11 protein-coding genes are annotated in these 18770 nt (G+C 70.6%); 5 read left to right on the forward strand and 6 right to left on the reverse strand.

Annotated features, from left to right (window positions below):
* Positions 1-60 precede the first annotated feature (60 nt).
* Positions 61-2808: a pyruvate, phosphate dikinase gene (gene ppdK / locus G3I56_RS00505; RefSeq protein ID WP_164406398.1), complete on the reverse strand. Its 2748-nt coding sequence runs from the start codon at positions 2806-2808 to the stop codon at positions 61-63.
* A gap of 412 nt (positions 2809-3220) precedes the next feature.
* Positions 3221-4432 (reverse strand): ROK family protein, encoded by a 1212-nt coding sequence (locus G3I56_RS00510; RefSeq protein ID WP_164406399.1) that lies wholly within the window; start codon positions 4430-4432, stop codon positions 3221-3223.
* Between the two features lie 119 nt (positions 4433-4551).
* On the opposite strand from G3I56_RS00510, the gene G3I56_RS00515 reads away from it, so the two are divergent.
* From G3I56_RS00515 to G3I56_RS00525, 3 genes are all read left to right on the forward strand, one after another.
* Positions 4552-6036, forward strand: coding sequence for a trehalase family glycosidase (locus G3I56_RS00515; RefSeq protein WP_164406400.1), 1485 nt, complete (start codon positions 4552-4554; stop codon positions 6034-6036).
* Positions 6033-7970 (forward strand): glycogen debranching N-terminal domain-containing protein, encoded by a 1938-nt coding sequence (locus G3I56_RS00520; RefSeq protein ID WP_164406402.1) that lies wholly within the window; start codon positions 6033-6035, stop codon positions 7968-7970. The genes G3I56_RS00515 and G3I56_RS00520 overlap by 4 nt, the downstream gene beginning before the upstream one ends.
* Positions 7971-8171: 201 nt before the next feature.
* On the forward strand, positions 8172-10013 hold the full coding sequence (locus G3I56_RS00525) for a CDP-alcohol phosphatidyltransferase (RefSeq protein ID WP_203688893.1): 1842 nt from the start codon (positions 8172-8174) through the stop codon (positions 10011-10013).
* 95 nt (positions 10014-10108) lie between these two features.
* On the opposite strand, the gene dusB is transcribed toward G3I56_RS00525, so the two are convergent.
* Positions 10109-11263 carry a tRNA dihydrouridine synthase DusB gene (gene dusB / locus G3I56_RS00530; RefSeq protein WP_164406406.1) on the reverse strand — a complete coding sequence of 385 codons (1155 nt, stop codon included), beginning with the start codon at positions 11261-11263 and terminating at the stop codon, positions 10109-10111.
* Between the two features lie 65 nt (positions 11264-11328).
* On the opposite strand from dusB, the gene G3I56_RS00535 reads away from it, so the two are divergent.
* Complete coding sequence (locus tag G3I56_RS00535) at positions 11329-12828, forward strand: MFS transporter (RefSeq protein ID WP_164406408.1); 1500 nt, start codon at positions 11329-11331, stop codon at positions 12826-12828.
* A gap of 120 nt (positions 12829-12948) precedes the next feature.
* Here the strand turns inward: G3I56_RS00535 and G3I56_RS00540 are convergent, their stop codons facing one another.
* Positions 12949-13797, reverse strand: coding sequence for a helix-turn-helix transcriptional regulator (locus G3I56_RS00540; protein WP_164407181.1), 849 nt, complete (start codon positions 13795-13797; stop codon positions 12949-12951).
* A 201-nt stretch (positions 13798-13998) separates the two neighbouring features.
* Between G3I56_RS00540 and G3I56_RS00545 the strand changes: the two genes are divergently transcribed.
* On the forward strand, positions 13999-15432 hold the full coding sequence (locus tag G3I56_RS00545) for an MFS transporter (RefSeq protein WP_164406410.1): 1434 nt from the start codon (positions 13999-14001) through the stop codon (positions 15430-15432).
* Between the two features lie 212 nt (positions 15433-15644).
* On the opposite strand, the gene G3I56_RS00550 is transcribed toward G3I56_RS00545, so the two are convergent.
* A complete protein-coding gene (locus tag G3I56_RS00550; RefSeq protein ID WP_239134659.1) occupies positions 15645-18014 on the reverse strand; it encodes an FtsX-like permease family protein in 2370 nt (789 codons plus the stop codon).
* A gap of 17 nt (positions 18015-18031) precedes the next feature.
* Positions 18032-18724: an ABC transporter ATP-binding protein gene (locus G3I56_RS00555; RefSeq protein WP_164406411.1), complete on the reverse strand. Its 693-nt coding sequence runs from the start codon at positions 18722-18724 to the stop codon at positions 18032-18034.
* Positions 18725-18770 lie beyond the last annotated feature (46 nt).

Here is an 18770-nt window from a genome sequence, read left to right on the forward strand (position 1 = left end):
TCCGGCGTCTTCAGGGCCCTTCAGGGCCTCCTGGAGCCGTTGGTGCTCCTGGCGCGCCCCCTACCGGTGATCGCTCCCCGCCGAGGACGAAGCCGCCCGCCCCGCCTCCAGCCGGGCCACCGGGATCCGGAACGGTGAGCAGCTGACGTAGTCCAGGCCGACCTCGTGGAAGAAGTGGACCGACTCCGGGTCGCCGCCGTGTTCGCCGCACACGCCCAGTTTCAGGTCGGGGCGGGTCGCGCGGCCCGCCTCGACCGCCAGCTTGACCAGCGCGCCGACGCCGTCACGGTCGATCGTCTCGAACGGGGAGACTCCGAAGATGCCCTTCTCCAGGTACGCCGTGAAGAACGAGGCCTCCACGTCGTCCCGGCTGAAGCCCCACACCGTCTGCGTCAGGTCGTTCGTGCCGAAGCTGAAGAACTCCGCCGCCTCGGCGATCTGGCCGGCCGTGAGCGCGGCCCGCGGCAGCTCGATCATCGTGCCGATCGCGAGCTTCAACTGCATACCTGTCGCCGCCTCGACCTCGGCGATGACCTGGTCGGCCTCGTCGCGCACGATCTCCAGCTCCTGGACGGTGCCCACCAGCGGGATCATGATCTCGGCGCGCGGGTCGCCCTTGGCGTTCTTGCGCTCGGCGACCGCCTCCGCGATCGCCCGTACCTGCATGGTGAACAGGCCGGGGATCACCAGGCCAAGACGTACGCCCCGCAGGCCCAGCATCGGGTTCTGCTCGTGCAGCCGGTGCACCGCCTGGAGCAGGCGCAGGTCGTTCTCGTGCGGGTCCTTGCGGGACTCGGCGAGGGCGACGCGTACCGACAACTCCGTGATGTCCGGCAGGAATTCGTGCAGCGGCGGGTCGAGGAGACGGACCGTCACCGGGAGGCCGTCCATCGCCGAGAACAGTTCGACGAAGTCCTGCTTCTGGAGCGGGAGAAGCGCCTTCAGGGACTCCTCGCGCTCGACGTCCGTGTCGGCCAGGATCAGGCGTTCCACCAGCTCGCGCCGGTCACCGAGGAACATGTGCTCCGTACGGCAGAGGCCGATGCCCTGGGCGCCGAACCGCCGCGCCCGCATCGCGTCCTCGGCGTTGTCCGCGTTGGCCCGGACACGCAGGCGACGCTTCCTGTCCGCGAAGGCCATGATCCGGTGGACCGCCTCGACCAGTTCGTCGGCGTCGTGGGCGCCCGCGTGCATCCGGCCCTCGAAGTACTCCACCACCGGGGACGGGACCACCGGGACCTCGCCCAGGTACACCTTGCCGCTCGAACCGTCGATGGAGATGAGGTCGCCCTCCTCCACGACGTGACCGCCGGGGACCGTCATCCGGCGGCGTTTGGTGTCGACCTCCAGCTCCTCCGCGCCGCACACGCACGTCTTGCCCATGCCACGTGCCACAACGGCCGCGTGGGACGTCTTGCCGCCACGGCTGGTCAGGATGCCCTCGGCCGCGATCATCCCGTCGAGGTCGTCGGGGTTGGTCTCCCTGCGCACCAGGATGACCTTCTCGCCCGAACGCGACCACTTCACCGCGGTGTACGAGTCGAACACCGCCTTGCCGACCGCCGCACCCGGCGACGCCGCGATGCCCCGGCCGACCTGCTTGACCTTCGCCTCGTCGTCGAAGCGCGGGAACATCAGCTGGGCCAACTGGGCGCCGGTGACGCGCTGGAGCGCCTCCGCCTCGTCGATGAGGCCCTGGTCGACGAGCTGCGTGGCGATGCGGAAGGCCGCGCCCGCCGTGCGCTTGCCGACGCGCGTCTGGAGCATCCACAACTGGCCGCGCTCGATGGTGAACTCGATGTCGCAGAGATCCTTGTAGTGGTTCTCCAGGGTCCCCATGATCTGCATCAGCTGGTCGTACGACTTCTTGTCGATCTGCTCCAGCTCCGCGAGCGGGACCGTGTTGCGGATGCCCGCCACGACGTCCTCGCCCTGCGCGTTCTGCAGGTAGTCGCCGTACACGCCCGCGTGGCCGCTGGCCGGGTCGCGGGTGAACGCGACGCCCGTGCCCGAGTCGGGACCCAGGTTGCCGAAGACCATCGAGCAGATGTTGACCGCCGTGCCGAGGTCGCCCGGGATGCGCTCCTGGCGGCGGTAGAGCTTCGCGCGGTCCGTGTTCCAGGAGTCGAAGACCGCGTGGATCGCGAGGTCCATCTGCTCGCGCGGGTCCTGCGGGAAGTCGCGGCCCGCCTCGGTCTTGACGATCTTCTTGAACCTGGTGACCAGCTTCTTGAGGTCCGCGGCCTCCAACTCCGTGTCGACCGCGACCTTCTTGGCCTTCTTCGCCGCGTCCAGCGCGTCCTCGAACAGCTCGCCCTCGACGCCGAGGACCGTCTTGCCGAACATCTGGATGAGGCGGCGGTAGGAGTCCCACGCGAAGCGCTCGTCGCCGGACTGCTTGGCGAGGCCCTGGACCGACTTGTCGGAGAGGCCGATGTTCAGCACCGTGTCCATCATGCCGGGCATCGAGAACTTCGCCCCGGAACGGACGGACACGAGGAGGGGGTCGTCGGCCTGGCCGAGCTTCTTGCCCATAGCCGTTTCGAGAGCCGTGAGGTGCGCGCTCACCTCGTCACGCAGTGCCGCCGGCTCGTCGCCGCTGTCGAGGTACGTCTTGCAGGCCTCGGTGGTGATCGTGAAACCCGGAGGCACCGGAAGGCCCAGGTTGGTCATCTCGGCGAGGTTGGCACCCTTACCGCCGAGAAGGTCCTTGAGGTCCCTGTTGCCCTCGGTGAAGTCGTAGACGAACTTCACGTCCTCAACACTGTTGGCCGGCCGAGCTACGTGGGGATCTTTGTTTTCCGACACGGGTCCCAACTCCTTGAGGACGCGGTGGCTGCCCTGACGGCCAGGAACATACCCAGATCGAAGGCGTCTGGGTACGTCCACTTGCGCGTCATGTGCCTGTAACCAGCCGTCAGCCAGTAGATCCAAAGTCGCAGCTTGCAAGCTGTGCGAGCGGCGTGTTTTCACTTCTTGAAGGCAACCATGACCTCATGCCCATTTTGTCGCTCAAGTGAGCGGATCGCGACACGTCTGAGTTCTATCGATGAACGATCAAAGGGTGGCACTGAGTGCCACCCTTTGAGAAGTGCAGTCGCCCGCGATCTGCTCATCTGAGCGCAACCCCTATCAAGGGTGGCGAGAATCACGCACACACGGGCACCGGAATTTCACCATGCGGACGCCGACAAGAGAGGGAAACACCCTTGTCACAAGGTCACACCCCGAGCGCAGCCAACCGCTCCTCCACCCGCTCCGGCGCGTACAGGTACTCCACGACCATCGCCCCGGCCCCCACCAGCCCCGCCCGCTCCCCCAGCCTCGACGTCACCACGTCCAGATGAGCGGTCGAGCGCGGCAGCGCCCGCTGGTAGAGGAGTTCCCGTACGCCGGTCAGGAACGGTGTGCCGGCCAGGTCGCCCGCGATCATCAGCACGCCGGGGTTGAGCAGCGTCACCACCGTCGCCAGTACGTCCCCCACGCTCCGGCCCGCCTCCCGCGCGAGCGCGAGCGCCCCCGGGTGCCCGGCGGCGAGCAGGTCCCGCACGTCCGAGCCCGACGCCGCCGGCACCCCGGTCTCGGCGAGCCGGCGGGCGACGGCGCCACCGCTCGCGATGGCCGCCAGGCAGCCGTACGACCCGCACCGGCACAGCGTCTCGGCGCCCTGCGGGACGCGGATGTGCCCGATGTCCCCGGCGCCGCCGTCGATGCCCCGGAACACCGAACCGCCGACCACCACGCCCGCGCCGATGCCCGTCGAGACCTTGACCAGGACGAAGGCCGAGCAGTCGGGGTAGCCGGTGCGCTGTTCGCCGTACGCCATGAGGTTGGCGTCGTTGTCGACCAGTACCGGGACCCTCGCGGCGGCTGGCTCGTCCGTGTGTTCGGCGAAGGCGCGGGCGAGACGGGCTCTGATGTCGTAGCCGTCCCAGCCGGGCATGATCGGCGGCTGGACGACTCGACCGGAGTCCATGTCGACCGGGCCCGGTACCGCGAGGCCGATGCCGCAGACCTCGGACGGGCGGTGGCCGGCTTTCGTCAGGAGTTCCGCGAACCAGCGGCCGAGTTCGCCGAGTACGGCTTCGGGGCCGTCGTCGACGGCCAGCGTGCCCGAGTGTTCCGCGAGAAGTTCACCCGTGAGGGTGAGAACGGCGGCGCGGGCGTGACGGGTGTCGAGGTCCGCGGCGAGGACGACGGCGTGCGCGTCGTCGAACTCCAGGGTGATCGACGGGCGACCGCCGAGCGGTGAGTCGACCGGGCCCGAGGCGCCCTCGCGCAGCCAGCCCGCGCGGAACAGCCGGTCCAGCCGGTGGCCGACCGTCGCGCGTGAGAGACCCGTCACCTGTTGCAGGGCACCGCGAGTCGTGGCGCGTCCACTGCGTACCAGTTCGAGCAGATCGCCGGCGCTCGCCTGAGCACGACCACTCATGCGCACCCCCTTGTGTTTCTCAAGCCTGCATTACATATTGAGTTATGCGTGTTAAATAGACGTAACTCTATGGTGGCCCAACCGAACCGGTCGGGCCGAACGTCTTCGGGGAGCCCCGAGTGGATCGCACTGCCCAGCTGACCTCCCGTGCCCGCACCACGGGTCGCTCCTTCGTATACGAAGCGGACGTTACGACACATGGCCGGCGCACCCTGCACATCAGGGCGGCCGAGGTGCTGGAGGGCAACTGGACCGGCACCTCGACGGTGCCCTCGCGCGGCCTGTATCCGCACCAGTGGTCCTGGGACTCCGCGTTCATCGCGATCGGCCTGCGTCATCTGTCGCCCCTGCGCGCGCAGACCGAGCTGGAGACGCTGCTCTCGGCCCAGTGGGGCGACGGGCGGATCCCGCACATCGTCTTCAACCCTTCCGTCCCGCTCGACGCGTACTTCCCGAGCCCCGACTTCTGGCGCTCCTCGACCGCGGGGCGCGCTGCGGGCGCCCCGCGCACCGTACAGACGTCCGGCATCGTGCAGCCACCGGTGCACGCGCTGGCCGTCTGGCTGGTGCACCAGGCCGACCCCGGGCTGTCCCGGTCGCGCGGCTTCCTCGCCCGCGCCTACCCGGCACTCGCCGCCTGGCACCGCTATCTGCTGCACCGCCGCGACCTGGGCGGGGGCGGCCTCGCGTCGGTCGTGCACCCCTGGGAACAGGGTATGGACAACAGCCCTTGCTGGGACGCCCCGTTGAGCCGCGTCACCCCGGCTCCGGCCCGCTCCTTCCGCCGCGCCGACCTCGACCACGGAGCCGCCGAGGACCGGCCGACCGACCTGGACTACGGGCGGTACGTGCGGCTGGCCACGGACTACCGGGACGCCGGATATACGGACGGTACCGGCGAGTTCGCCGTCGAGGACCCCTCCTTCAACGCGCTGCTGATCGCGTCGGAGCACGCGCTGGCCCGTATCGCCCGCGAGCTGGGCGCCACGGGGACGGCCCGGCACGCCCGCGCGGAACGCCTGACGGCGGCCCTGGTGGAGCGGCTGTGGGACCCGGCGGAGGGGATGTTCTTCTGCCGGGATGTGCGGGACGGTGCTCTCATCCCCGAACGCAGCGTCTCCGGGCTCATCCCGCTCCTCCTGCCCACGCTCCCCCGGGACATCGCCGCCACCCTCGTGCGTACCGCGTGCGGGCCGCACTTCGAGGTCGGCGGCGCCGCCCGCCTCGTCCCGTCCTACGACCTGCTCGGCGAGGCCTTCGACCCGCACCGCTACTGGCGCGGGCCGGCCTGGTTCAACACGGGGTGGCTGGTGGAGCGCGGGCTGCGGCAGCACGGCGAGCAGGCGCACGCCGACGGGCTGCGCACGGCGCTGCTGGAGACCGCCGACACCACGGAGTTCGCGGAGTACGTGGACCCGTACACCGGCGAGGCCTGTGGGGCGCTCGGCTTCGGCTGGACCGCCGCCCTCACCCTCGACCTGCTCCACCAACAGCCCTTCGGCGACAGCGACATCAACACCGTATTCGGCATGAGTGACGTAAGTGGCATCAGTGATGTAAGTGGCATGAGTGGCATGGATGACAAGGGAGGCGAACGGGCATGACGGACCGGCATCATCTGCTCGTGCACGGCGGGACGTTCGCGGCAGTGGGCGACGGCGGGGACATCAGCGGCGTACGCGGGAGCAGCCAGCCCGACGGGTTATTCGTACGCGACGCACGGCACTTGAGCCGCTGGCAGCTCACCGTCGACGGCGCCGTGCCCGAGACGCTCAGCCCGGTCGCCGACGGGGACACCGCGCGCTGTGTCCTCGTACCGCGCGGGGGCCGTCAGGAGCCGCCCGCCTACACGCTCTTCCGTGAACAGGCCGTCGCGGACGGCGCGTTCGTCGAGTCGCTGCGGGTGACCAGCAACCGTCCGGTGCCGGTGACGGTCCGGATCGCGGTCACCGCCGACGCCGACTTCACCGACCAGTTCGAGCTGCGCTCCGACTACCGGACGTACGTCAAGTCCGGCGCCGTCCGGGGGCGTGAAGTGCTCGACGACGGCGTCGAGTTCAGCTACCGGCGCGGTGAGTGGCTGTCCTGTACGACGGTCACCGCCGAGCCCGCCCCCGACGGTGTCGAGGAGACCGGCACCGGCGCCCGGCGCCTCGTCTGGACCCTGGAGCTGGAACCGCACGGTTCGGCGGAACTGGCCCTGCGCGTCGCCGCTCGCCCCCACGGTGCGGCCAGGGAGCCACTGGTCCCCGCCTCTCCCGCGGCCGCCACTGATCAACTCCTCGCTCTGGAAGGGGAGTTCGTCGAAGGCATCGCCTTCCCCACCGGCTGGCCGGAACTGGCGGCGGCCTGCGCACGCGGCCTCTCCGACCTGGCGTCGATGCAGGTCCCCGCGACCGGGCCCGACGGTGAGGAACTGCGCGTACCGGCCGCCGGTGCACCCTGGTTCCTCACCCTCCTCGGTCGCGACGCGCTCCTCACCTCCCTCTTCGCCCTCCCCTACCGTCCCCAACTCGCCGCCGCCACCCTCCCGGCACTCGCCGCGACCCAGGCGACCGAGGTCGGCCCCGACTCCGTGGCCCAGCCGGGCAAGATCGTGCACGAGGTGCGGCACGGCGAGCTGGCGCACTTCGGGCAGGTGCCGTACGGCCGTTACTACGGCTCGGTCGACGCGACACCCCTCTTCCTGGTACTCCTCGGGGCGTACGTCGAGCAGACCGGCGACACGGCTCTGGCGCGCCGTCTGGAGGCCAACGCCCGTGCGGCGATCGGCTGGATGCTGGACCACGGCGGCCTGACGTCCCGTGGCTATCTGGTCTACCGGGCCGACCAGGGCGGCCTCGCCAACCAGAACTGGAAGGACTCCCCCGGCGCCATCTGCTCGGCCGACGGCACCCGCGCGAGCGGCCCGGTGATGGCGGCGGGGGCCCAGGGCTACGCGTACGACGCCCTGCGCCGTACCGCCCAACTCTCCCGCACGGTATGGGGCGACGAGGTGTACGCGGCTCTCCTCGAACAGGCGGCGGCCGACCTCCGGGACCGTTTCCAGCGGGACTTCTGGATGCCCCAGCACTCCTTCCCGGCCCTCGCGCTCGACGGCGAGGGCAAGCAGGTCGACGCGCTGGCCTCCGACGCGGGCCATCTGCTCTGGTCGGGGCTGCTCGACAAGGAGTACGGCGAGAAGGTCGGCCGGCGTCTGGTCGAGCCGGACTTCTTCTCCGGCTGGGGCGTACGGACGCTGGCGTCGGGCCAGGCCGCCTACCATCCCCTCTCCTACCACCGGGGCTCGGTCTGGCCGCACGACAACGCCCTGATCACGTTGGGCCTCTCCCGGTACGGCCTGCACGACGAGGCCCGTACGGTCGCCCACGCCCTCGTCGACGCGGCGACCGCCACCGGCCACCGCCTCCCCGAGGTCCTCGCCGGTTACGGCCGCGACACCCACGGTGAACCGGTGCCCTACCCGCACGCGTGCGTACGTGAATCCCGGTCGGCGGCGGCACCGTTGGCGCTGCTCACGGCGGTCGGGGGCGCCTGAGGGGACGTACGGCGAGGGGTGTGGCCGGTCGGGCTTGGTGAGGCGTTTGCCCGGTGTTTGCCGGGTGCTTGGGGGCGAAGGCTGAACGGAGGCTGAGGGCCCGCCGTACGGGATGGTGGCGGACCTCGGCTCCCGCGCCGGGTCCGCCGCCTCCTGCACGGGCTACACGGAAGGACCCTCGGGGTGCCTCTGTTCACGCGCATGACCCCATCGACGGACGCCACCACGGACGCCACCACCGAGGCACCTTCGGCCGAGACCCCATCCCCTGAGACGGACAACAGCGCCACGGAGGCTCAGGCGGTCACTGAAGCAACCGATGCCACCGACGGAGTCGACGCCGACACGGACGCCAACTCCGACGCCGACGCCGACGCCGAGAAAACCCCCAAGCCCGACTGGCGCACCCGTCGTCCCACCGCCGCCCGGAACCTCAGCTGGGCGATCACCGCCCTCTCCGCGCTCCTCGTTCTCGTCGCCCTGCAGTTGCCGGCCACCGCCGACCAGCTCAGGCTCTCGGAGTTCCTGCGGCTCCCGGCGGAGGCGATCGTCGCGGCCGTCGTGCTGCTCGCGATGCCGCGCCGGCCGCGAGTGATCACGGCGGCGTCCATGGGCGTCTTCCTCGGCGCGCTGACCGTGGTGAACCTGCTGGACATGGGATACGTCGAGTTCCTGGGCCGGCACTTCAACGTGATGGTCGACTGGGCGCTGCTGGGCGACGCGCAGTCGTACCTCACGGACTCCATAGGCACGGTGGGTTCGATCGTCACCACCATCGGGGTCATCGTGCTCGTGCTGCTCCTGCTCGTCGGGACAGGGCTCGCAACCGTGCGGCTCAGCAACCTGCTCGCTCGCCACAACGCCGGCGCCACCAAGGCGACGCTCATCGCCGGCACCGTCTGGATCACTTCCATGTCCCTCGGCCTCACGAACTTCGCCGGGGCGCCGATGGCCTCGAACCACGCCACCGCGATCGTCGAGGCGCATGTGCAACGGGTGGGCGACACCATTCGCGACGAGGCCGTGTTCAGGAAGCTGGCGAAGAACGACCCGTTCGCGAAGACGCCCCCTGACCAGCTGGTGCCGGACCTGCGCGGCAAGGACGTCATCTTCACGTTCATCGAGAGCTACGGCCGCAGCGCGATCGAGGACCCGATCATGTCGCCCGGTGTAGACAAGACACTCGCCGACCAGACCCAGGCCCTGACCGATGCCGGATTCGCCGCGAAGAGCGGCTGGCTGACCTCGGCGACGTACGGCGGCAGCAGCTGGCTCGGCCACTCCACGTTCCTGTCGGGCCTGTGGATCAGCACCCAGCAGCGCTACCGCACCCTCGTCGACAGCGACCGCCTCACCCTCCCCGAGGTGTTCCGGCGCACCGGCGACTACCGGGTCGTCGGCGTGATGCCGGGCGTGCAGAAGAGCTGGCCCGAGGCGAAGTTCTACGGCCTGGAGAAGAACTACGCGGCGAAGGATCTCGGGTACAAGGGACCGAAGTTCAGCTGGTCGACCATGCCGGACCAGTACACGCTGGAGGCCTACCAGCGCCTGGAGCACGGCAGGAAGCAGGCCAAGCCGCTGATGTCGGAGATCATCCTGACGTCGAGCCACCAGCCCTGGGCGCCGCTTCCCAAGACGGTCCCGCAGGACGAACTCGGCGACGGCACGGTGTTCAACGCGATCCAGAAGGCCGGCAAGGACCCGAAGGACGTCCTCTACAACGGCCCCGAGGCCAAGGCGGAGTACGGCAAGTCGATCCAGTACTCGGTCACCAGCCTCATCGACTGGCTGACCCGGTACGGCACCGACAACACCGTCCTCGTCTTCCTCGGCGACCACCAGCCCATGTCCCGGGTCAGCGGCAGCAACGCCAGCCGTGACGTGCCGGTGTCGGTCGTGGCCAAGGACCCGAAGATCCTCGACAAGATCGCCGACTGGAACTGGACGGACGGCCTGCGCCCCGCCCACGACGCCCCCGTCTGGAAGATGGACGCGTTCCGCGACAAATTCCTCACGGCATACGGCTCGACCCCGCACCCGTAAACGCCCGAAGGGGCGTGAAGGGGCGCGGGGCTGTATCGATGTGCGGCTCCGCCGCGTGGGCGCGACCAGCCACAACGGACCCGCAGCCGAACAACTCACCCCCCGGACGTGTCCAACTCCGCGTCCTCGCTCACGCCCGCGCAGTCGTACGGGTCCTTCAGCCAGCCCTCCGGCAACACCACCCGGTTGTTGCCGGACGTACGCCCACGGGGCCCGTCGGCGCCGAGCGGCCAGGCCTGGTCGAGGTCCAACTCGTCGAGGCCGGAACGGAGTTCCTCCAGGGACGACGTGATCGCGAGACGCTTGCGCATCTCCGAGCCAACCGCGAAGCCCTTCAGGTACCAGGCGACGTGCTTGCGGAAGTCGATGACCCCGCGGGGCTCGTCCCCGATCCACTCACCGAGCAGCGTGGCGTGCCGGACCATGATGTCGGCGACCTCGCGGAGGGACGGGCGCGCGATGGCCTCCGTACGCCCCTCGAAGGCCGCCACCAGGTCGGCGAACAGCCACGGCCGACCGAGGCAGCCACGGCCGACCACGACTCCGTCGCACCCGGTCTCCCGGACCATCCGCAGCGCGTCCTCGGCCGACCAGATGTCGCCGTTGCCGAGGACGGGGATCTCCGGCACATGCTCCTTGAGGCGGGCGATGGCTTCCCAGTCCGCGGTGCCGCCGTAGTGCTGGGCGGCGGTGCGGCCGTGCAGGGCGATGGCTGTCACGCCCTCCTCGACCGCGATACGGCCGGCGTCGAGGTAGGTGATGTGGTCGTCGTCGATGCCCTTGCGCATCTTCATCGTGACGGGGATGTCCCCGGCGCCGGACACCGCCTCGCGCAGGATCGCGCGCAGCAGGTGCCGCTTGTACGGGAGGGCCGAGCCGCCGCCCTTCCTCGTCACCTTCGGGACGGGGCAGCCGAAGTTGAGGTCGATGTGGTCGGCGCGGTCCTCCTCCGCGATCATGCGGACGGCCTTGCCGACTGTCGCCGGGTCGACGCCGTACAGCTGGATCGAGCGCGGCTTCTCGGTCGCGTCGAAATGGATCAGCTGCATGGTCTTCTCGTTGCGCTCGACCAGCGCCCGGGTCGTGATCATCTCGCTGACGAACAGACCCTTGCCGCCACTGAACTCCCGGCACAGGGTGCGGAAGGGCGCGTTCGTGATCCCGGCCATGGGCGCGAGGACGACAGGCGGCTGCACGGTGTGCGGGCCGATCCGGAGGAGACTTGCGGGGGCGGTCACGGGCGTGGACATCGGGCCATTCTCGCGCACCGAACGGAGTACAGCCAAAGTCGTTAGTTAGCCGTACTATGGACCGCATGTCCGAGCTGAGTTCCCGCCGCCGCATGCTGGTGCTCGCGATCTGCTGCATGAGCCTGCTGATCGTGAGCCTCGACGTCACCGTGCTCAACGTCGCGCTGCCCTCCATGGAGAGAGACCTGGGCGCGAGCGTGGCCGGTATGCAGTGGGCGCTCGACGCGTACACGCTGGTGCTGGCGTCGCTGCTGATGCTGGCGGGGTCGACCGCCGACCGGATCGGCCGCCGCCGGGTCTTCCTGACGGGGCTGGTGCTGTTCACGCTCGGCTCGGTGCTCTGTTCGCTCGCCCCGAGTCTCGACTGGCTCATCGTGTTCCGCATGATCCAGGCGATCGGCGGCTCGATGCTCAACCCGGTCGCCATGTCGATCATCACCAACACGTTCACCGACCCGCGCGAGCGGGCCAGGGCCATCGGGGTGTGGGGCGGGGTCGTCGGCATCTCCATGGCCGCCGGCCCGATCATCGGCGGCCTGCTCGTGGACACCGTCGGCTGGCGCTCGATCTTCTGGATCAACCTGCCGGTGGGCCTCGCCGCGCTCCTGCTGACCTGGCGGTACGTCCCCGAGTCCCGGGCGCCGAAGGCCCGCCGCCCGGACCCGGTCGGCCAGGTCCTGGTCATCGCACTGCTCGGCTCGCTGACGTACGCGATCATCGAGGCCCCCGGTTCGCCGGTCACGCACACGCTCGCCTTCGGGGCGGTCGCCCTGGCCGCGCTGCTCGGGCTGCTGTACTACGAGCGTCGGCGCACCGAACCTCTCATCGACCTGCGGTTCTTCCGGTCAGTGCCGTTCAGCGGGGCGACCGTGATCGCGGTCAGCGCGTTCGCGGCGCTGAGCGGGTTCCTGTTCCTGTCGACGCTGTACCTGCAGAACGTGCGGGGGCTGTCCGCGCTGGACGCGGGTCTGTGGATGCTGCCGATGGCGGTGATGTGCTTCGTGTGCGCGCCGATCTCGGGGCGGCTGGTCGGCAGCCGGGGTCCACGGTTCTCGCTGCTCATGGCAGGGGTCGCGATGACGGCGAGCGGGGTCCTGTTCGCCGGGTTCGACGCGGAGTCGTCGAACGCGACGCTGGTCATCGGGTACTTCGTGTTCGGCCTCGGCTTCGGCTTCGTCAACGCGCCCATCACCAACACGGCCGTCTCGGGCATGCCCCGCTCCCAGGCCGGAGTGGCCGCAGCAGTTGCCTCCACGAGCCGCCAGACCGGCGGCACGCTGGGGGTCGCGGTGATCGGCGCGGTGCTGGCGTCGGGGATCGGGGCGGGCCCGTACAAGGAGGTGTTCGCCGCTGCGGCGCGGCCCGGCTGGTGGATCATCGCGGGCTGCGGTCTGGCCGTTCTGGTCCTGGGCGCCGTCACGACCGGCGGCTGGGCCCGGCGGACGGCGGAGCGGGCGGCGGGGCGCTTGGAGGACGGAGAGGGCGCTTCGCGTGAGGACGGGAGCGAGGGCAAGGACGGGGATGCGGGCGTGCGGGGCGCCGCGGGGGCACGCACCGCGGGGTGAGTCGTCGCCGCGACACATCGCGGTGCCGGAGGGTGCCGCACACGCCCGGCAACCCTCAGCCACCTCCCTCGACCCCTCTCCCAGCCCACTCACCCCTTTCCCGACCAGCCCCGCCCCGCCTCAGCCTCCGCTGTCAACTCCCCACTCGCCGGCCAAGACCATCGCGTACAGCTTCTCCAGGCGTTCGCGCGTGTCCTCGTCCGTCGGGACCAGTGTCACCAGGCGGGTGCCCAGTTCCGGGGCGAGCCAGAGGTCGGTGTGGTCGACGGTGAGCAGGCCGACGTACGGATTGCGGAACTGCTTGGTCTTGCCGCGGGCGCTGATCACCTCGTACCGCTCCCAGATCGCGCAGAACTCCGGGGACTGCGTGCGCAGCCGCTTCAGCATCAACTTCCAGGCGGGGTCGCCGAGATGGGCGGTCTGCTGAACCCGGAGCTTGGCCGCCATCATGCGCATCGTCTCTTCGAGCAGGACGACCGACGAGCGCCACTCCTCGTTCGTGTAGACGAGCAGCATGAGGTTTCGGTCCTCGGGTGGTACGGCGTCCAGGTCGCCCATGAGACGGCTGTACGTGCGGTTGTACGCCTGGATGTCGTACCGGCTGTTCTGGATGCAGGCCGGGATGGGGTCGAGGGCGCGCAGGAGTTCGCGCAGGGCCGGGGTGATCGTCGGGCAGCTCGCGGCGGGGGTGGGATCGACGGCTCCGGCCAGCTGGAAGAGGTGGGCGCGTTCGCTCGCGTCGAGGAGGAGGGTGCGGGCGAGGGCGTCGAGCACCTGTTCGGAGACCTGGATCGCGCGCGCCTGTTCGAGCCAGGTGTACCAGGTGACGCCCACCGCTGAGAGCTGGGCGACCTCCTCACGGCGCAGGCCCGGTGTACGGCGGCGCCGGCCGCGCGGAAGGCCGACCTGCTCGGGGGTGATGCGCTCGCGGCGGCTGCGCAGGAAGACGGCGAGTTCGTGGCGCCGGATCTCCGAGCCGCGCCCGCCGGGCCGCTCCCGCTCCCGCTCCCGTTGAGCCGTGGATTCCTGGGCGGTGGCGATGCTCGTCGTGGTCACGGTTCCCACTTTCCCTCCCCTTCCCATCTCTTCGGACCCTGTTTCCAGGTACTCCTACTACCAGGATAAAGACACTCTGGTACCACCCTCGGGAGGAGGCAGATGCTGTCCGATGTGACCGAAACCAGCACCTCACCCACCGCCGCTGTCCGTTCTCCGGCCGGGCCACCCGTACTCGGCGGGCTCGGGCTGTTCACCGTGCTCCTCGGCGCGGCCCTCCCTCTCATCGACTTCTTCATCGTCAACGTCGCCCTGCCCACCATCGGCCGGGACCTCTCGGCGAGCGAGGCCGTCCTCGAACTGGTGGTCGCCGGATACGGGGTCTCGTACGCCGTCCTGCTCGTCCTCGGTGGGCGGCTCGGCGACCTCTTCGGCAGGCGCCGGCTGTTCCTGGGCGGTATGGCGGCCTTCGCCGTCACCTCGCTGGCCTGCGGTCTGGCACCTACCGCCTGGACCCTGGTGGCGGCCCGGATCGCACAGGGCGCGGCGTCGGCCGCGATGCTGCCGCAGGTGCTCGCCACGATCCAGTCGGCGACGGCCGGCCCGCGCCGCGCGAGGGCGATGGGCCTGTACGGCGCGACGGCCGGACTCTCGATGGTGGCGGGCCAGATCCTCGGCGGCGTACTCGTGGCCGCCGACATAGCGGGCACGGGCTGGCGCTCGGTGTTCCTGGTGAACGTACCGGTGGTGCTCCTCGGGCTGATCCTTGCCGCCCGGTCGGTCCCGGAGACCCGCTCGCAGCACCCCGAACCGGTGGACGTCCCCGGCACGCTCCTTCTCGGGGTCTCCCTGATCACGCTGCTGGCCCCGCTCACCGAGGGCCGGGCGTCGGGCTGGCCGCTGTGGACGTGGCTGTCGCTGGCCGCGTTCCCGTTCGCCGCGTGGGCGTTCCTCGCGATCGAGCGCGGCGCGGACCGCAAGGGCCGCACGCCCCTCGTGCCGCCGACCCTCTTCGCGCTGACGTCGCTGCGCCGGGGCCTGCTGATGATCGTGCCGTTCGCGATCGGTTTCAGCGGCTTCATGTTCGTGATCGCGGTGGCCCTGCAACGGGGCGCGGGCCTGGGTCCGGTGCGGGCGGGGCTGGCGCTGGCCCCGATGGCGGTGACGTTCTTCGCCGTCTCCCTCGCCGGGCCGCGTCTGGTCGCCCGGTACGGCACCCGGGTCGTCACGGTCGGCGGCCTGATCCAGGGGGTGGGCGTGGCTCTCATCACCGTCGCGGTGTGGCGTTCCTGGCCGGACCTGGGGCTGGTGGAGCTGCTGCCGGGTGCGGCTGTCGCGGGTGCGGGACAGGCGCTCCAGCTCCCTGTTCTCTTCCGGATCATCCTCTCGGAGGTCGAGCCGGCCCGGGCGGGTGTCGGCAGCGGTGTCATGGTCACGACCCAGCAGGCCGCCCTGGCGCTGGGTGTGGCGACCCTGGGCACGCTGTTCCTCTCCCTGGCCCCGGGAATGGGCATGCGGGATGCGTTGGTCACGACGCTGGTGGTGCAGGTGGGTGGTATCGCGCTGACGACGCTTCTCAGCCTGCGGCTGCCGCGGAAGATCGGGTGAGCGCTTTGGCCTCCGGCCCGGTGCGGTTGGGAGCTCGGGGCACTCGGCTCGCTTCTGGGTGCGGGTGCGCTGTGGCTGGTCTCGCAGTTCCCCGCGCCCCTGACCGGGGCCGGGAGGGCCCCTGCGGGGCTGCCCCCGGCCCCGTCTCCGCGCCCGGCCCCGCCCGCAGCCCGCCACGAGCACCAGCACCAGCCTTACCCCCTCCTCCTCCTTCACTCCGTGCGCAAGGCCGTTGCCGTACGCACTTTCGCCGCCCAGCCTGCCGGGAGCAGGGCGCCCAGTAGCGCGATGGCGATGCCTGCCAGGCCCAGGAGCAGTAGCTGCCAGGGGTCGTACACGTCGAGGACCGACGGTGGTAGCTCGGTGCCCGCCGCATGGCCCATCACCGGGAGTACGAAGCCGTGGAGTGCGAATCCGGCCGGTACGCCGATCAGGCCGCCGAGGACACCGATCCCGGCCACCGAGGCGAGGACGAGGCTGACGGTCTGGCGTGGTGACATGCCGAGCGCCTTGCAGACGCCGAGGTCGTGGACGCGCTCCCTGGTGTCCAGGACGACGGAGTTGAGGACGCCGAGGCCGGCCACGGAGACCAGCATGAGGGTGAGGAGTGCCGCCATCGACTCCAGGATGATGATGAAGTTGTCGTTCTCGGAGGCGGCGTTGGCCATGGCGTCACCGCCCAGCGGCCGCACCACCGCGGCGAGCTTCGTGGCGTACTCGAAGGGAGAGACGCCCGGCTTCACCTCGACGAGGAACATCCGGGGCTGGGCCGTGGGGAAGTCGGCGATGTTCCCGTGGATCTGCAGGCCGCCGTCCGACGTGTCGAAGGCCTCGCCGACGATCCGCAGGGTCCGGGTGGCCCCGTCGTAGGTCACCCGCACCGTGTCACCGAGCTCCGTGCCGGTCCGTTCCAGGAAACCCGAGCCCACCACGGCCTGCCCGGCACCGTCGAGCCAGTGCCCGGAGTTCATCTCGTAGCTGCCGGCTCGGGAGTCCCCCTGGTAGAGGCTGACCGGTACCGAGCCGGTGATCCCGGCCACGGCGGCGTCGCTCCGGGTCATGGCGTAGTACGAGGCGGTGCCTTTCTGCGCCTCGATGGCAGCGCGGATGCGGGCCGGATCGGCGGCCGGGGCCTCGGACCCGCCCTCTGCCTGCACGGGTCCGCCGGGGGCGGGCCCCGGTCCGCCGCCGCCGAACACGGTGACCGCGGCGCTCTCCTCGGGATCGGCCGTGGCGCCGACCGCCGTCAGGGACGCGGTCAGCCCCACCGCGAAAGTCGCCGCGACGGTGCCGAAGGCCACCGCGAGCAGCATCGCGACCATGCGGACAGGGTGCGCGAAGGGGCTCGCGAGGCCGTATGTCACCGCCCTGGGCAGCGGTAGCCGTCCCGCCACCCGGTGCGCCCACTGGCCGCGTCCGGGGCGCGGGGCCCGGCCCACGGCGATGGCCTCGACCGTGCTCAGCCGCCCGGCGCGCAGCGCGGGCACCAGCGCGGCGAGCCCGACGACCAGCAGCGCGGCGGCCGGCACCACGACGTCCACCCACCACGTCACGCTGAGCGTGGCGGTGCCGTACGCCTGCTCGGTGTCGTCGAGGAGGGGTACGGCCAGCAGGTTGCCGAGGACGACACCGAGCCCGATGCCGACGGCGGCCGGGATCAACGCCTGGGCCACATAGGCGCGTACGACCTCGCGCGGGGTGAAGCCGATGGCCTTGAGGATGCCGATCCTGCGCAGACTCGAACCGACCGCGCCGCTGGTGACACTGCCGACGATGATCACCGACATCACGATGCCGAGGACACCGAAGGCGACGAGGAAGGGGATGGTCGGCGCCGCGCCCTGGTCGGCGTCACGCTTGGTCTCCAGATAGGACTGGCTGCCCAGCAGTGCACCGGACGGCACGGCCGCGGCGAGCTGCTTGCGGTCGGCGGTGAGTTGTTTCTCCGTGCCGGCCGAGTCGAAGCGGTACAGCATCTGGCTCGTGAGCGGAGTCTCCTTCGACGCCAGCGCCCTGGCCTGGGCGGGGGTCGTCCAGACGTCGGCGGTCCTGCTGACCGACAGGGCGAAGCCGACGATCGTCAGAGTGGGGCTGCCGGCGGCGTCCGAGGCCTGGAGTGTGGAGCCGAGCCCGAGATCGGGTCCCGAGAACGACGAGTTCAGCACGATCTCGCCCGGCTTCGCCGCCCACCGGCCGGACTTGAGGTCCAGATCGTCCACGTCGGCCTGCGGACCGGACCGTCCGACGAGCGTCAGCGTCGGCAGATGGCCGCCCCTCGAGTCCACCGGCCGAATCGTCGTGACGGGGTACGGTCCCGCGCTCGCGGTGACGCCTGTCTCCTCCCCCGTGGCCACGAGCTGCGCCGTACTCGCTCTGCCCGGATCGAACTGGACGGTCAGATGGGCGCCGTGCTGCTGCGCGAAGGCGTGGTCGAAGGGCGCGTTCGAGGCGACGATCAGCGACCCGGCGACCACCGCCGAGGCCACGGCCATCATCGTGGCGACGGCGATCACCACGGTCTGCACCCGGCGCCGCCCCACCCCGGACCGTACGACCCTGCCCAGCGCACCACCCATGCCCATGCTCATGCCGAAGCGGTTCAACGGGCCGCCCCCGCCCGGGTGTCGAGGGCGAGGTGGCCGTCGACGAGCTGGATGGTCCGGCTCGCGCACGCCTCGGCGAGTGCCAGGTCGTGCGTGACCAGCACGATGGTCTGCCCGCCTCGGTGCAGCTCGACCAGCAGCTCCCGTACGTCCTCGCCCGAGGCGGTGTCGAGGGCGCCGGTCGGCTCGTCGGCGAGCAGCAGGGCGGGGCGGTTGACCAGGGCCCTGGCTACCGCGACCCGCTGGCGTTCGCCGCCGGAGAGCCGGCCCGGATAGGCGCGGGCGTGCTTCTGGATGCCGAGCACCTCCATGAGTTCCCCGGCTCGGGCCGCCGTCTCGCGCCGTGCGGTGCCGGTCAGTTGGGCGGGGAGCTGGATGTTGTCGGTGACGGTGAGATCGTCGAGCAGGTTGAAGAACTGGAAGACCATGCCGATCTGTTCGCGGCGGAACCGGGCCAGCGCGTGCTCGGTCAGGCCGTCGAGCCTCCGGCCGGCCACGGACACAGTGCCCTCGGTCGCCCGGTCCAAGCCCGCGACGAGGTTCAGCAGGGTGGACTTGCCGCTGCCGGAGGGGCCGGTCACGGCGAGCGCCTCGCCCTGTTCGACGGTGAGCGTGAGGGGCCCGAGCGCGGGCCTGCCCGCGCTGTCGTAGCGCTTGGCCACGTCCTCCAGTTGGATCACCTGAGTCATGAACTCGCCTGTCCCTACGGTTGGTTCGAGCGGGAAGTTGTCGGAC

The organism is Streptomyces sp. SID12488, from assembly GCF_010548275.1.
In the GTDB taxonomy this organism is placed as follows: Bacteria; Actinomycetota; Actinomycetes; order Streptomycetales; family Streptomycetaceae; genus Streptomyces.

What these genes read in the sequence shown, in the direction of transcription:
- G3I56_RS00510 (WP_164406399.1), bottom strand. Translation starts at nt 4,432, where the DNA reads ATGAGTGGTCGTGCTCAGGCGAGCGCCGGCGATCTGCTCGAACTGGTA.
- G3I56_RS00520 (WP_164406402.1), top strand. Translation starts at nt 6,033, where the DNA reads ATGACGGACCGGCATCATCTGCTCGTGCACGGCGGGACGTTCGCGGCA.
- G3I56_RS00525 (WP_203688893.1), top strand. Translation starts at nt 8,172, where the DNA reads ATGACCCCATCGACGGACGCCACCACGGACGCCACCACCGAGGCACCT.
- dusB (WP_164406406.1), bottom strand. Translation starts at nt 11,263, where the DNA reads ATGTCCACGCCCGTGACCGCCCCCGCAAGTCTCCTCCGGATCGGCCCG.
- G3I56_RS00535 (WP_164406408.1), top strand. Translation starts at nt 11,329, where the DNA reads ATGTCCGAGCTGAGTTCCCGCCGCCGCATGCTGGTGCTCGCGATCTGC.
- G3I56_RS00550 (WP_239134659.1), bottom strand. Translation starts at nt 18,014, where the DNA reads ATGGGCATGGGTGGTGCGCTGGGCAGGGTCGTACGGTCCGGGGTGGGG.
- G3I56_RS00555 (WP_164406411.1), bottom strand. Translation starts at nt 18,724, where the DNA reads ATGACTCAGGTGATCCAACTGGAGGACGTGGCCAAGCGCTACGACAGC.